7 protein-coding genes and 1 pseudogene are annotated in these 14912 nt (G+C 54.1%); 3 read left to right on the forward strand and 5 right to left on the reverse strand.

Annotated features, from left to right (window positions below; all coding sequences use genetic code 11):
- The 3 genes and pseudogenes from AC56KZ_RS18025 to AC56KZ_RS18035 all read right to left on the reverse strand — a co-directional run.
- Window positions 1–534: pseudogene (locus AC56KZ_RS18025) on the reverse strand (type II secretion system secretin GspD); the annotation flags it as partial.
- 4372 nt (window positions 535–4906) lie between these two features.
- A complete protein-coding gene (locus AC56KZ_RS18030; RefSeq protein WP_497163567.1) occupies window positions 4907–5956 on the reverse strand; it encodes a ParB/RepB/Spo0J family partition protein in 1050 nt (349 codons plus the stop codon).
- Between the two features lie 31 nt (window positions 5957–5987).
- Window positions 5988–7172 carry a ParA family protein gene (locus AC56KZ_RS18035; protein WP_497163684.1) on the reverse strand — a complete coding sequence of 395 codons (1185 nt, stop codon included), beginning with the start codon at window positions 7170–7172 and terminating at the stop codon, window positions 5988–5990.
- A 2314-nt stretch (window positions 7173–9486) separates the two neighbouring features.
- Between AC56KZ_RS18035 and AC56KZ_RS18040 the strand changes: the two genes are divergently transcribed.
- Window positions 9487–10854 (forward strand): RepB family plasmid replication initiator protein, encoded by a 1368-nt coding sequence (locus tag AC56KZ_RS18040; RefSeq protein ID WP_497163568.1) that lies wholly within the window; start codon window positions 9487–9489, stop codon window positions 10852–10854.
- A gap of 363 nt (window positions 10855–11217) precedes the next feature.
- Here AC56KZ_RS18040 and AC56KZ_RS18045 read toward each other — a convergent pair whose 3' ends face one another.
- Both AC56KZ_RS18045 and AC56KZ_RS18050 read right to left on the reverse strand, forming a co-directional pair.
- Complete coding sequence (locus tag AC56KZ_RS18045; protein ID WP_497163569.1) at window positions 11218–12093, reverse strand: hypothetical protein; 876 nt, start codon at window positions 12091–12093, stop codon at window positions 11218–11220.
- Window positions 12090–13094, reverse strand: a complete 1005-nt coding sequence (locus AC56KZ_RS18050) for a site-specific integrase (protein WP_497163570.1) — start codon at window positions 13092–13094, stop codon at window positions 12090–12092. The genes AC56KZ_RS18045 and AC56KZ_RS18050 overlap by 4 nt, the downstream gene beginning before the upstream one ends.
- A gap of 1130 nt (window positions 13095–14224) precedes the next feature.
- On the opposite strand from AC56KZ_RS18050, the gene AC56KZ_RS18055 reads away from it, so the two are divergent.
- Both AC56KZ_RS18055 and AC56KZ_RS18060 read left to right on the forward strand, forming a co-directional pair.
- A complete protein-coding gene (locus tag AC56KZ_RS18055; RefSeq protein WP_497163571.1) occupies window positions 14225–14398 on the forward strand; it encodes a hypothetical protein in 174 nt (57 codons plus the stop codon).
- Between the two features lie 240 nt (window positions 14399–14638).
- Window positions 14639–14896 (forward strand): hypothetical protein, encoded by a 258-nt coding sequence (locus AC56KZ_RS18060; protein ID WP_497163572.1) that lies wholly within the window; start codon window positions 14639–14641, stop codon window positions 14894–14896.
- The last annotated feature ends 16 nt before the right edge of the window (window positions 14897–14912 follow it).

The raw sequence follows: 14912 nt of genomic DNA on the forward strand, positions 1-14912 counted from the left end.
GTTGCCCGGATTGGCCATGATCGAATTGTTCGGCGAAATCAGCGGCCGCAGCACGGCGGTGAGGTTGGCCGCCGATTCATACGACAGGTGGAAGATTTGCGTGGCGATCTGGTCGCCTTGGACGCGGGTGCCGCGCTTGCCCACCTGGGTCGGCGAGGATTGCAGCTTGGCTTCCGCTTCCGGCACCACCTTGGCATAGCCTTCGCCGGTGGTGACCACGGCAAAGCCCTGCAGCCGCAGTGCCGACGTCAGCAGGCCGAAGGCCTGGCTCTTAGTCAGCGACCTTTCCGATTGCAGGGTGATCGTGCCTTTGACGCGCGGGTCGACAATGAAGGTCATCCCGGTGTAGTGGCCGACGGCCTTGATGACGGACTCAATGTCGGCGTTCACGAAGCTGAGGGCGGCGGCGTTTTCCTGTCCCTGGGACAGGGCCGGCAGCGGCGCCGTGGCCACCGCGCAGCACAGTAGAACGCTGGGGCAAATACGGCGTTGGGTGTGCGATTGGCGGGTTCTACCATGGACGAATGTTTTCATTATTCGACGTCTCATGGAAGTGTGTTTTTACCGTTCAACATTGGTGTTCTAGGTTCCGACATAAGGGGCTCGGGCGCGTCGGCGCCAACATTTGAACTAGTCAACTTCAGTCTATACGTGACGCAGCGCACAATATCTGACTTCTGCCCATTGGAGGGACGGTTCAGCCTTTAACGCTAGCGCGGCTCCGTCGGTGACTACGCGCCGAATTACCCCCCTGGTTTTGAGCAGCTACTTCCGCGCGGCCTCGTCGGAACGTTTTCTGTTAAGCATTATAATTCGTCCATTCAAACGCATCAGGTCCGCTTCCCGATGCTAGCGGGATTAACTTGCGCTGTCTTGATATGACTCAAGGCTTCTATCCGTAAACTGCAGGTTAAAGAGGCAGTATTAGTGACCTAGTGCCGCAGCAGGAAATGGACAACTGACCAATAAAACGCAACCTCTGCAGTTGAGAAATTTTCGGCAGTCGAAATCAAGGTGCAGCTGAGGGAGCGATTGTTGGACTCGCTCTCTGAACTTAGCGGCTACAGTAAGGTGCGCGGCTGCGATCTAGCAAATCTTTCTGGCTAGGTGAAAGATATGCTGAAATCTTGGCTTAGGTCCTCGCTGCATGAGTCGTCATGGGTTGCTAGACGCTCGCCAGCCGCTGGGAACACTGGTTTTCGTATTTGACCGGCGATAAGTCATTGCTAAAGCTGTGCCAGCGCCTCGGATCGTAGAAAAACTCGTTGTAATCGAAGACATCCGGTCGCGCCCGGCGGAATTGGCCTTAAGGGGCGGCATTAGATCAATTAGGAAAGACCTCGGGTGCATCCTAAGCGCCGGGCACATTGGTACCGACACCCACGTTGACAGTCACCTATCGTCCGACGTCTAATCGCGCTTGCGGAATTATCTTTGCATGGGCAATTTGCGGCATCGCTCTGCCATATTTCAAGCAGCTTATTGATGATTAGCTGGCAGCAGCACTGCAATTTCCACCGCCGAGACGTGCGCATCGGTTATGAGGATGCGTCGCGCGCTTATACGCACTGCGCTATGCGCTGCAGTTACTCGTCACCTTGCACGTGACAATAATCCTATAAACGATGTGTTCCGCATGAGTGTAGACACTTATGCATTTCCGCATCCGATCCTAAACGCAGACGACGTGCTTGCAGCATTTCCGGCATCACGTAAGCAGAGGATGTTCCGAGACGTTTAATTCGGGCAGTCGCAAAATTTTCCAGCGGAGTTGCCAGACAAAAGCTAGTTGTGCCTGATCAGACAGCCCAGGCATCAGTAAAGTTGGACAAATCGCGTAATCGCATATCAGAGGCTTTTCGGCTTTCTCGCATTTATAAGCAGCTTATAACGGGGAGTGGGCCTTCGTTGCATTCGAAGTTCCTGTCGATCACGCTTAAGAGGCGCGCTGGTGCCCCTAGCTCGATTATATTACGCTGCCTGAAAGCGCCTGGTTTCACTTAGTCTGGTGTAGTAGAGCATAACGTGTCGTTAACGCTTGTGGCGCGACAGTCCCTCGTATGCTTATAAGCTGCTTATATTTGAAGAAACCACCTGGCACAACCAATACTGATTCAGGTCGGAAAGTAAGCTCGATTTCGCTGGCTTCTCGTGTGAGCATCGTTTCCAGCCTCTCCACCATCGACTTAGAGGCGATTCTTCACCCATTTTAAATCGCTTGCGGGATGGGACGACACGGAGAAAGAGCCCAACTCAGCCAGCCTATGTGTCGGGACAGATCCCGCGTCGACCCACGAGTGCTTCAGTCGCTCAATACGGTGGCAAGTGCTGTGATACCACGGAACACGAACCAGTTTATAAGCTGCTTATATTTGTGAGGCCTCGCCGTGCTTAGTGCACTTGCATGCCCCCGAGCGCGCAGTATGGAGTAGTGGGCGTTAGTCGCAACTCATTGTTCAGGGTTTATAAGCTGTTTATATCTATTGCAAGCTTCGTCATTGAAGAAGAAACGGTCGGGAGGACAGGTCGCAAACTCCAGGCATCAATGAACGCCGCAATATCTTTCTGCCTTAGCGTTGTACTTGTTCAGCAAAACCCGCTTTTTTGATCTCAGCACGAGAAATGTGTGTTGGCTATGCAGCAGAACCTTACGTTCACAAATTTGATGAGGAGGATGCTTACTTATGACCCAATGAGCTGTTTTCTCCTGGAAATTCCTGCGCTTTTGGCAAAGTACGTGGCGGACGCTAGACATGTTAGTGACAGCGTTACGCGAATTGTGGACAATCTGAATAGGCGGGGTTTATGTTTGCCTAGGCATCTAATTAGTGCGCCTAAGTTGAGATTCTCCACTCAACGTGAGCGTTTTTAGACTAAAGCCGGATTGATAGGTAGAAGAACGGGCCGCATCATGCTTCTCTACAGAGTGGACGGCTGTGCAAAGCTCCACTGCGGGGACCGCAAGCTGTACACTTGTTGATCAGACCTTTTGGCAGGGGCATTATGCTTGTTCACCCATGCCATCGCGCAACACACGTGAACACGAGTTATAAGCTGCTTATACAGTTCAAGTAATTGAATTTAAAGAGATTTCTCGTAGGCTCGGCGCTCAGCTATTAGATTCAGGAACTGTGTTTCAGCTATGGACACGTTGTTGGAGAGGCAAGCCGATAGACACATACTATGTGCCGCATTAGGCTAATTCGAGTTTGGCCGAACGCGAACAATGAACAAAATATCGTAAGTAATTGGCGATCTAGTCCGTCAGCCTCTGTGACGCCCATTGTTTCTGTCCCTGCAGACACTCACCTTTCCCATAGCGGCCGATCGGACCATCCTTTCACGAACTTGTCCCCGAAGGCTCCGTCTGCCGAGGCATGTTTCTAACGCTCTTCTCGGAAGGATAATTTTAGAGTTGGCTCTCGTATCGGATCAACTGTCCGGGCGGAAGCGCCTGGAATACGAGGCGACCCGTAGCCGAGTCGCGGAAAGTGTCGACCCGCGGCCTGTGCTAAAGCGCTCGCATGTGCCATCCTAGTTGCTATCTCGCCACCTAACCAGATGCAACACACCATGTAGCCGTGTGTGAGGTCACAGTGCCAGGATGGTAGAAAGGTAACGCGCGCGCGGTAGGCGGGCAGTGTCAACGCAGCAGACACAAAAGGTGGGAAGCTTTTTACACCATAGACTCTGACTAGGCAGTGGCGCAAATCTTTGGCTTCGAGCACGACTATCCATCCCCGTACGTGCTCACCTTGCACTCCAATGGTCCCTGCTAAAGCTCACCTATGACGGGTTTGATCTGTGTCGAGGCCTAATGCTAAGAAAAGCTTCAGTATATGTGTTTAATATACTTCGTCATCGATCGATGATGTCGAGGCGATACCGTTGTGCCAATGCTATGCATGAAGCGGACACGTCTTTCAGTGGCCGAAATTGCGTGAGCCCAGGCGCGCGCTCTGTACCATCGACCGAATTCCGATTAGGGCTTGAAACCGAATTCGTCTATTGCATAATGGTCGCTATAACACACCGAAGGAGTGGCTCGTCTGCACGGATATCAGCACGTCTTCTGCGAGAAATACTATGGTATAAACGGACAGTGCTTCGTTACTGAACAGCCACATTTGGATCGGCGTCAGCGGCTGCTCTACGAAGTGCCACAACTGCCCCTCCATGTGGAATCTCACCTTACGCTTTCGGTAGCTCGCGTCTATGCCTTTTTTCCCATGGACAGACCAGATGACTCCCGCTGTGTACCGATCTGCGCGCCAAGGGACGTCCGGTGCCGTTTAAGAGCTAGCTCCCGTCCGGTCGTTCCAAGCTTACTCCCTGTAACGTCTCACCTTTATCGCCTTTTTACTTCGCTTAACATCTCGGGGCGACAATGAACGGCAAGACGAGCCGTTGTACGAATATCGTTCCAAAGTTTGTAGGAACGCGCTGAGTTGGAAGACATCGAGCCAAGCGCACAGAGGTGTGAGTTGGTACCGATCACAGCTCGGGAACCAGAACGAGAACGAAGTTTATCTCATTACCCTATATAGGAGCGTTCTGTACGCTTGAGAGACCTGACCCTGGATGGCGCCGCTGCATGTGAATTGAAACCGACGACTGGATGCTCTCCTTGGCCAGCGCTCACATTTCACACGGGACGCAAAACTGAAACCCGTTCTCCACGCGTGGCACCGTTCAGCTCACTCGACTGGAGTGAGAAGGAGGCCGGCACTGGCTCGCCGTGCGAGTAGTACATTTTTGGCTCTATGCATTCTGACATAGAGACAACGCGTGTGTACGATTATGACGATAAACCCACAAAGGGCGCCTCAAACGCCCGTATAAGCTGCTTATATTTGGTCGCTTACACCACCGCCCGCCATGTTGCATTGGCGACAAACTTTTCGGCTTAACTGTTTGCCTTCTGTTTTTTAGGTAGCTCAAGCGTTATAGCGAGATCACGTAGCGCGGCCATTGCACTTTGCAAGACAAGCTCGACGTCGACCCCATCTTCAACCTGGATAAGGATGTCGCGCGACTTGACCTGGATCCGAAAAGCCGACTCGCCGTTCTTATCACCGATCGTCCGCGGCGTAGGGGCTTTCGCACGAACCCGCTTAGCCTCGAACGGTTTCAGTAGTATCGCGCGCAATTCTGACTGGTCCATTTGCGGCTTGTCGATCAGGGTCTCTACCCCACGCAGGATTGTGTCCTCACCGTCGGGATGCTTAACTAAAACCTCTTTAATCACGCGTGCCTTGCGATAGGTGATCAATTCCGGATACTTTGCCATCAAGTCCAGCAGTGGACGGGGCAGGTCGAACAAGCTTACACACTGCGACACGCGGGCTTGTGTGCATCCGAACACGGTAGCGACCTCGGATTGGGTCGACGCGTACCCTTCCTTGAGCGCGGTTCTGTATGCTAAGCCACGTTCGTAATCAGTCAGCTTGACGTTGCTTTCGTTGTGAACCAAGGTCGCCAGGCACGCCTCTCGATCCGGCAGATTCACTACGCGTGCGTTAAGTTCCGACCAGCCAATGAGTCGCGCCGCCCTCACGCGACGGTGACCAGCGATGAGCTCGAACTTGCCGCTGTTGAGTCTGCGCACAGTAATTGGTTCGTCCTGACCTCGCCCCTTTAAGGTTTCACCGAGTAACTGCAACTCGGATTCGTCATATTTTTTGCGTGGCTGATACGGAGAGTCGACAATCAGGTGCAAAGGCACCTGTCGTGCGTTCTCCATCGCGCCGTCTGCCTCTTTTAGCAAACCAGACTGCGCTTCGCGAATCGGATGCTCTGCCGATGGCTGATTATCGTTTAATAAGTCTGTGAGGGACTTCGATGGTCCGCTTGGTAGGTCATTCATGTGCATCGGTGCCGCTGTACGCTGAGTCGTGCGCAGGCGTTCGGCGAGCGAAGCATTGAAAGCAGTTTCTGTTTGCTGGTGTTTGGTCACAGTTTCTCCGTTTTTTCGAGTGGCTCGCCGCTCAGGCGGCACGTGCGCCGTCTTTCTGGACGTTAGAACTCAACATGCCCATTTTTTCCACCAACTCGCGCGTAGCCGCCCGCAGTTCGTCAGCAGATGTACTGGTTGGTCGAGCTAGAGTCAGCGGCAAGCCATCGTCGTCATCGAGCACTTTCTTAAATTCCTCACTCGTGCTGATTTGATTATCCATCCATGCTTCTGGGTATTTGCTAGTAAGCGCAATGACCTGGGCAGCGACACGGACTCGTTTCGCGTCAAAGAAGTTGCCTAGTACCGATAACTGCGGGAATTTACTGTAGGTTGTTTTCATTTCACCGATAACGTCCGCCAGATAGGACACCGATTTCGTACTGTAGCGCTCCATCGACACTGGAGCGACTGCGAAGTCGCTGGCCAGCAGCGCGCCTCGGGTGGTCTGGTTTTTCGCTGGTGGCGCATCGAACATCACGATATCGTACTGCGAGAGATCAAGATTCGGGTTGCGACCGGATAAGCCTTCATCAAGCCAGCGGGCGATCGCCAACTCCGGCTTTTTCCCCATGATGGCGTCAACCGTAAACAGTGCTTCGAGTCGATCGAGTGTTACCTCTGACGGAATCAAGTGTGGGCCATTCTCTCCAAACGGCTTTTTGATGACCTTGGAAAGGGGCTGGACCGTGCCATTCTGCTGCCATTGAGGCAACAGATGACCAAGGTGATACTCGACGCAGGTAGACTGCGCCAGTCCAGCGGCAGCCGCTTCCTCCGGCGTAAGCTCAGGGTCGTAGCCGAAGGAGATCGTCAAGTTGGCTTGGAAATCGAGGTCGATGACAAGTACGCGCAAACCCATCAAGGCGAGGATACAGGCGATGTTTGAGCTAATCGTCGTTTTTCCGACGCCACCCTTGGGTGCGTAAACCGTTAAGATGCGCTTTATCTTCGTCGCAAATCCATATTTGCGAGCACGGTGCGCAGCGAGATCGAAGACGTTTTCGACCGTAAAAATGCGGGTTTTTGGGCCACTTCCGCCCTGACGTTCGATCTGAAGGCCTGCTTCATCGGCGTCGCGGCGTACGGAATCGACACTGATTCCAAGTAGCTTCGCAACACCTTGTACCTTAAATGTCTTCCGCGCCAAGTCGCTCTCCCCAATTTCGATATCGCAATTCTCTCCTAACATCCCGCTTCTTTGCAAGGTAAAAATCATAATCAAAGGAAAAATCCTTGCAACCCTGCTAGATAGCCATCTCAGTGGTTTTGCCTTGCATTGGTTTCGACCTTCGTCAATGGCGTTTGTCTCTCGTTGACAGGGTCGACAGAAGTCGGTCTGTCGGCTGTCTGGTCAGCCAATGCGTTGAGACGGTAACGAGTCTCAGGTACGACTGCACCTGGCCACTAGGAGGCTATGCCGGAAGTGAGCGCCAAAGGTGAAAAGCGACAGGGACTAAGTGGCAGTCATCAAAGCTGTTCTGCAAGTTGAGCATTGAAGGCCATCTCTTTTAGGTGAGAGTGAACGGGGACGTGTATAGCTCTGGCGTCTGCGACCTGAAGCTCTGGATTCATTCGGAGCGAAACATCGCCAACGATTTTAGGTGAGAAGCTACAGGGACTTATTGGGCGTATCGGTATCTATGTGATCTAGGGAAGTGAGGCGTTCCAGGGACTGTGCAGATAACAGGATCGTTTTGCTGAAAGACCATAGCGCAACCGTGTCGTCAGTGGTCTGATAGGCGGTCACAGGTCGGTGCATCTGCACTTAACGTCGAACAGCTGGTTGGGACGTCATAGTACTTCCGACTAGGTGCCTCGGCACATTGAGAGGTCTTTATTTGAGAAAACAAAGTTAACCTCTGTTCATCTGTTTACGTTCGCTGAGAGCTAGCATCCATGCGGGATGTGGACGATTGAGGTGAGCCTGTCCGGTGACATCAGTGAGTGTAAACAGGGACGTCGGTGAGACTGTACAGGGATCATCTCATTGATGGGTGAGCGAAGTCAGGGACGTCAGGTGAGTGGATACAGGTAGCAATAGGATGAAAGGTGAGAGCGTACAGGGAGCAGGACGCATCAAGGGTGAGCGTTAGCGGGGAGTCCTTCTTCGAAGGTGAGGCCAAACAGGGACCGATTATCCGGCGCGTTGCCTCGTGCCGCATGGATAGCTGGGAAATGACTTCAAAGCGCTGAGTGCATGTGGCCAGCGCCTTTAGCTGACGTTACAATCAGGAACTAACTTGGCTAAGGCACAATGAATCTATTTGACTAGGGTTAGCCGGTGTAGAAACGCGGGAACTCATGTCCGGCAGCCAGATTTGTGCGTACATGACTGGGCCTGTTCTGTGCACCATTGTGATGACCACTGTCGTGTTTTGCGTTTAAGGTTGCAGCGTATGACGTGCTGAGGTTTTACCTTCTAATGCTATGTTCCTTCATGACGACCTCTTGCTTGTGGAAGCCACGATAACGATGGCGTCTTTTCGGGCCTTCACGTCACCCGAGCGCATTTTATCGACACAAAAGCGTATGCATTGGCGTGATTTCAATGGTTCGGTAGCCGATTAGTATGGCGTCAGGGGGCGTTAAGCGAAAGCGAGAGTAATGAAATTAGTCAAAGAGCGCGAGGTGATGGGTCGTATTGAGAGGTTTTTAGTTAAAAAACCAAAGTTAACCCTTGTTTACCTGTTTAAGTTGTCTGAAACCTCGCAGCCATGCGGCTTCCAGCCATTTGAGGTGAGGTTTTCCAGGCATGTAGGTGAGGCTGGTCAGGGACATGGGTGAACGCCTACGGGGAGCTGGTCACAGTCGAGTGAATGTACGCAGGGACGGAAGGTGAGTGGATTCGGGTACCTTTATTCCTAAAGGTGAGTGTGCGCGGGGACAAGATGCTTCTATTGGGTGAGTTCGTACAGGGAGGCAGGCTGTAAGGTGAGGCTTACCAGGGACCAAGCCGAATGGTCCATCCGGCTTTCTAGTGCTTGATCTATTCTATCGGCCCAGGGGCCCCTTCATCTTCCTACTGGCGTTTTCAAAGGTGAGTATCTACAGGGGATGGACGACAAACAGTCAGTTTTACAGGTGAGCTTACACAGGGAGTAATGTTCACGCTCCGATCCTTATGCCAGTTGGTTCGTTATCGACGATGTGCTAGGTGAGCTTCCACGGGGAGTTTTCCCTGGTCTGCGCTGCTAAGGTGAGGTACTACAGGGACAGGAAGTCCTAGCCCCGCTTTTCCGCGTTAGTTTGACGTCGCTGTAGCGTCCGCTTTCCTCAGCGGCCGTTTGGACACATTTTTTCTGAGGAGGGCGTGCCTCATCGCTTGTTAAATAGCTGAAAAGGTGAGATCCAACAGGGAGCGGATGGCCGCTGTCGTAGAAAAGGTGAGTCTGCACAGGGACAGCGCGATTGGTGAACTGTCGCGTTCACCCTTACAAAGGTGAATATACTTGACTCACGTATGGTGGCACATGCAATAATTCGTTTCAGCAATGCATTCGCTTAGGTGTGGTGAAGATAGGGAGACGTGGATGGCAGAGAACGCAAAGGAGATCACCGCCAGCGTGACCGATGTTGTCGACAACGCTGTCAAGCGGGCGTCCTTGCGTTCCGAACTTGAGATCCGTAAATCGAATGAAGCGATTGGGCTGCGGGTCGTTTCCGGTCGTTTGACGCTGTTGAACCGCAAGGTGTTCAATGTACTGATGTACCATGCTCAACGAATTCGTAAGCTTGGACAAGATGCACCAATCGATACGCCGGCCGCCCAAAAGTATTTCTGGGTGCCACTCTCGGTCTTGGCGCGCAATGCCAGTTACGACAGCCGGGACATGCAATTCTTGCGTGAGCAGATCTCGGAAATGCAGGACATTAAACTCTTGCTCGAGACCGATCGACAATGGACGAGCGAACGTCTGATTGCCTCGGTTACCTTCGTCAATCCAAAAGGCTTGCATAGCCGGACCGGGCAGGTGTGGGTTGGTTTCGCGTTTCCACCGGAAGTGCATGAAAGCGTGATGCAGCCGGAAACCTATACTCGGCTGAGCATTCACTACCAAGGGCTGCTTAGGTCCGGCACGGCCCTAGCCCTGTACGAACTGTGCAGGCGTTACGCTACCAATCCCTCCAAGCTGACTTCGACGTATTCCGTCGAGCATTGGTACGGCCTCCTGACTGGCAACCCGGTCCCGGAAAATCCGGAGGATTTGCCTGAATATAAATATTTCAAGCGAGATGTACTGAAAAATGCCATTGCCGAAGTGAACCGCGTCACCGACATTGAGGTTGAGCTGATTGAGCACAAGTTGGGCCGTCGGGTTCAGCAGCTGCAGTTTCGCGTTGCTTTCAAGCCTGATACACAGCAGGAATCTCGTGCCCCGTTCACGATCGACTTGTCCCTACTTGAGAAGCTAATGGCTCTGGGTATGACCCAGCAGGAGGCCAGTAATGTCATTGGGGAGTACGCGGATGAGAAGATCGTACAAGCCCTGACCGTCGTCGCTGCCCGCGTCAGCTCTGCCAATGGTGGACCGGTCCATTCGAAAGTCGCCTATCTGCGTTGGGCTCTAAAGAGCGAGGCCAAGCTTCCAGAGAAGAAAGCGGAGCTGAAGCTAAAAACCGGCTCTGCGAGCGAAGGACCAACATTGCTCGAGCGTTTCCTAGCGGCGCGGGCCAAACTGGCGCTTGACGTGTTCAACGAGATGGATGCCGAGCAGCGCAGCGTCACCTACGAGCAATACAAAACGCAGGCGACTGGAAAGGTGCCCGCGCTGGAGAAAGCGCTCGAGAAGGGTGTTACACGCACCGCCCTCAGCCTGTGGTACGCCGATGCGCTGTGGGGTGAGCCCACAGTCGAAAAGCTGTCTCACTTCGCCGACAAGAGCCAGGTCTTGATTTGACAGGTGTTTATCAAAGGCCTGAGTGCGGCGGTTCATGACGTTGGTGTCGAAACGATCCTCGCGACGCCGATCCGTCGCACATCATGTACGGCCAGCCGATGGTCATGCCTCTTCGGGTAAGCGAAGCGCTGTCTGATTTTTGCAAGTTGTCAACCGCTAAAACGGCTTGCACGCAAGATGAGAATCGAGGTCCCGGAACTGCGTGAACAGCTTTCGAAACTGGCCGTGTACGGCGGCTTTGACGTGTTTATCGCCGCTTGCGCACACTGGGCGTCCAAGGCAGTGTAGTAGCGATTACGCACTGCTGCTGCTGCGACGCGAGTCATAAAACTAGCTTGCACTTTAGCTCCAGTGCCGGATGGTTTAGCCTCTCTGTGTCAGCACCATCGACGCCATTCGGCCAACCATTGTCCGTACGTCCTCAATGCGCAGATGTGGGTCATTAGCAAGCAACTGCTTAAACAGGAGCGAGACGATCTGGAGCGATTCAACCGCACGCACCTGAACTGCCACAGCAGCCTTACCGCGCTGGATGATCCGGAAAAAGTAGTGCGATTTCTGGAACTCGATCTGAAGCGACTTGTCGTGCGTAGGCCCATGGCCGTCGAACTTTACGCTCGGGATTAGGTTCTCGAATAGGGCCAGTGCCAAGTATGCCTCCTGCACGGTCAACTGAATGATAATCTTGTTGTGCCAATCGAACTCTCGGCGAGCGTCGCCACCGCCCAGCGCCAGCGCGCCTTCGATCTGGATCGTGCACTGGTTACCTGCGCGAGTCCGCGCCTCGCTCACGCACAGCGCGGCCGAGCTGCCGAATATTTTGAAGGAGTAGTAGGGCGGTTCCATCGGTGCGGCCGCTGCCAGTGCCGCAGTGCGGGCGGCCAACTGCAGTCCAACGCCCTGGAGATAGGCAACTGTCCGGGCACGGTTGCCAGGGTTTGCGTTCGCCGCCGTGATCGTTTCGATTCCTGCTGATCCGTCGAGCTTGGCAGCGGCGATGAGAGCCTGCAGGTCGAACTTGAATCCCAGTTGCTCGACCGTGCGGCGCACACCTGGTGCTAGCGCATGAACGACAGCGGCCAGCTGCTGGCGGCGCTCGGCCGCGCCGGCGGCGAACCACTTCAGGTCGTCGGCGAATGCTTTGCCTTCAACGGTGCCGACGAGCTGCTGCAGCTGCTCGCCCGTGACAGACGGAAGCCTGGCGGTGGCTAGCGTCTCGAGAATAGTGGACAGCTTCATTTTTTCGGATCGTCTGTAACGCGGGTGAATTGGTAGTCGGCGGCAGACCGCTCGAGCGCCAGGCCGAGCACATCCTTCAATTCGTCTGGACTGGCGCCGGCGTCCAATTGTCTCTTCGCGAACGTGTTGCGCAAGGTGCGGCCGCCAGCCCGGGACATGTCCAGGCCTGCGCGCTGGAACGTCGCCCGGATTTGCTTGTACACGGTTTTCTTCGTCATCTTGCCGCCGCTGACGTTGGCGGGAAAAACGAAGCCACCGGGTAGCTCGAGCGCCTCGACCATCCGCTCACGCTCGTCCAGCCACCGGCGCAGCTCGGCCACGCCTTCGCGGGGCAGGGGAGTGACGTGCTTATAGCTGGTGTCGTGCTTTTCCTCTGGCGTGATGGTCAGGTCGACCGACTCGTCAAGCGCCACCTGGTTGCCGATTTCGTGCACGAGAAGCCCGATCGCCTCGGCCACGCGCAGGCCGGCCAGCGCCATCACCACTTGCATCGCGCGATCGCGCCGGCGCTTCCAGCCATCGAACGCGGTCACGCGTCGGCGCCGCAGTGGATCCGCTGGCAGCGCGTCGAAGAACCGCTGCAGCTGATCGGGGGAGAGAGCGCGGCCCGCGTCGTCCTTCGGCTGCTCCGTGCGGTCAGTGGCCAGAATTGCTTGCTTGGCTGGATTGGGTATGACGCTGAGGTGTTCGTAGCATCGTTCCAGGAGGCGCAGGTAGCGGTACGCGATCTTACTGTTGAGGACTCGCTTTCCGCCGTCTACCCGGTTGACGAAGCGGATCAGGTCGCCCTGGGTCACAGTCGAGAGCGTCTTCCCCTGATCGGTTATCCATGCGGCGACGTTGGCAAACATCGAGATGTACGTCCTGGCCGAGTCTTTCGAGACGCCGCGAAGCATGCCATGGGCAGGGAGACGCTGGGCGGTTTTTACGAAAGCATCGGTACCGACGAATTCCTTGAACGCCTGGACCGGGTCGCTGTCCCAGGAAGTCAGTTTTTTCATGGTGAAAAGGGGAGTGGACTTGTCGGCAAGTATATCACGAAAGGTAACTAACCCACACTTACCCACCACTACGCCAAGACTGTTTTGCTGCCGCTGACTCCGACGTAACTGGGTGGTCCTCTTTGCTCTCTTTTTGCTCTTTTCTCTCCCTTAGCTCTTTTAGCACTGGGGCTGGCCGAGCGGCCAGGGGCGTTTGGACGTAGAGTAGCCGAAGAGTATCTGGAGGGATAGGGTGAGGCCTGTATCGGTGGGTTAATTACCTTTCAAAGCATGTAATGCTTGTTCTTTCTGAATGGTCCGAACGACTAGTTTCTGCCTGTACATCCGACCGCACCTCAAGCACCTCCACATCTGACCCGCCAGGTAACACCACAGACAACAACCCTGGCTAACGAAGGCCATGTCGTTCCTGTAGTGTTGGAAACGCGGGTCAACGGTGACTTGCCAAGCCGCTCCCTTGCGCGTGCGATCTCAGGCGTCTATGACAGCAATCAGCGTTCTATCGTGACCCTAAAGGGCCGCGGGCTCATTAGCGTGTATAGCAGCCGGATTGTCGTGGGCTAGGAATAACTGCTTACAGCAGTGAACCACCAGATTCTCCTGAATGGAAGCTGGCTCTGATGTTCTGGCGTTGGTGCATCCGGTATGAGCGGAATGCCGGGGGTGAAGACGAAAATGAACAACCAGTTTATGAAGATTTATGGCGGAGGTTGCGCTCGGTGCATCAACGCTCCTGGTGTCATATGCGGACCCGCCTACCGGCACCCTGCAGAGTCTCGCCGAAACGGTACAGCAAGCTGTGCAACAGGGGCGATTTCGCGACATCGCTGAACGACGCGCTTGGGACACTGCCTGCGCGAAACAAGCAAATCTCTCCGACGCTGAGCCTGTAAGAAGCTGAAGAGGTCATTTTCATGGTCGCGTAGGACATCGCGATGATTCTCTCTACCAACCCTAAAACGATGGACACAGTGTCCATCGTGAAGGTTCCGTAACCCGTTGAATATAAATAAATCACAGTATCGCGCCATGCAAAAACGGGGTCGGTTTTTTGCACGGCGCGATAGCGACCCCCGCGAATCCTGCACTAAATCGGCTACTTATTTGATGCTCAGAAACACGAGTCTTGAATGAGAATTCAGCCGCACAACCTGACGTTCAACATGAACCCAACTGTTTTCATCGCTGCGCTGACGCTCGACGAATCGTTGTCCCACTTGCGTGGTGTTGGAAACGCGGGTCAACAGCGACTTGCAGGCCGCCCACTCGCGCCAATGAACGTGGAAGCCTTCGACAGCAATTAGCGTTCTGTGATGATTCCAAAGGACAGCGGGCTTATTGGCCTGTAGAGCAGCCGGGTTGTCTTGGGCCAGGAACGTCTCTTAATGGCGATGAACCGCCTGATCCGTCCAATAGTAGCTGCATCCCCCATCTCAGCGCCTAGGCAGCCGACATGACTGGCATGTTGGGACAAAAGGACTGTGAACAACCACTTCGTTAAGTTGTTTTGCAGCAGACTCGTGTTCAGTACGTCGACACTCTTGATGTCTAGAGCGCACACAATCATTGACGACTTTCAAAGCTTTGCAAGCATTGGAACGAAAGGCGGCACGACGGACTCGATCTTTGAAACATCGATGAAGGATGCTCTCCAGACGCGTCTTGAGCCAAACAAGCAAATCTCACCAACGTTCGGTCTGCAAGAAGACGAGGAGTTTATTTTCATGGTTGCGCGCGATATGGAGACGGTCCTTACCGACCTTGACCCGATGGACACAGTGTCCATCGGAAAAGCGCTATAACCCTTTGAATACAAAG

It is taken from the genome of Telluria sp. LT2P34 (assembly GCF_059685915.1).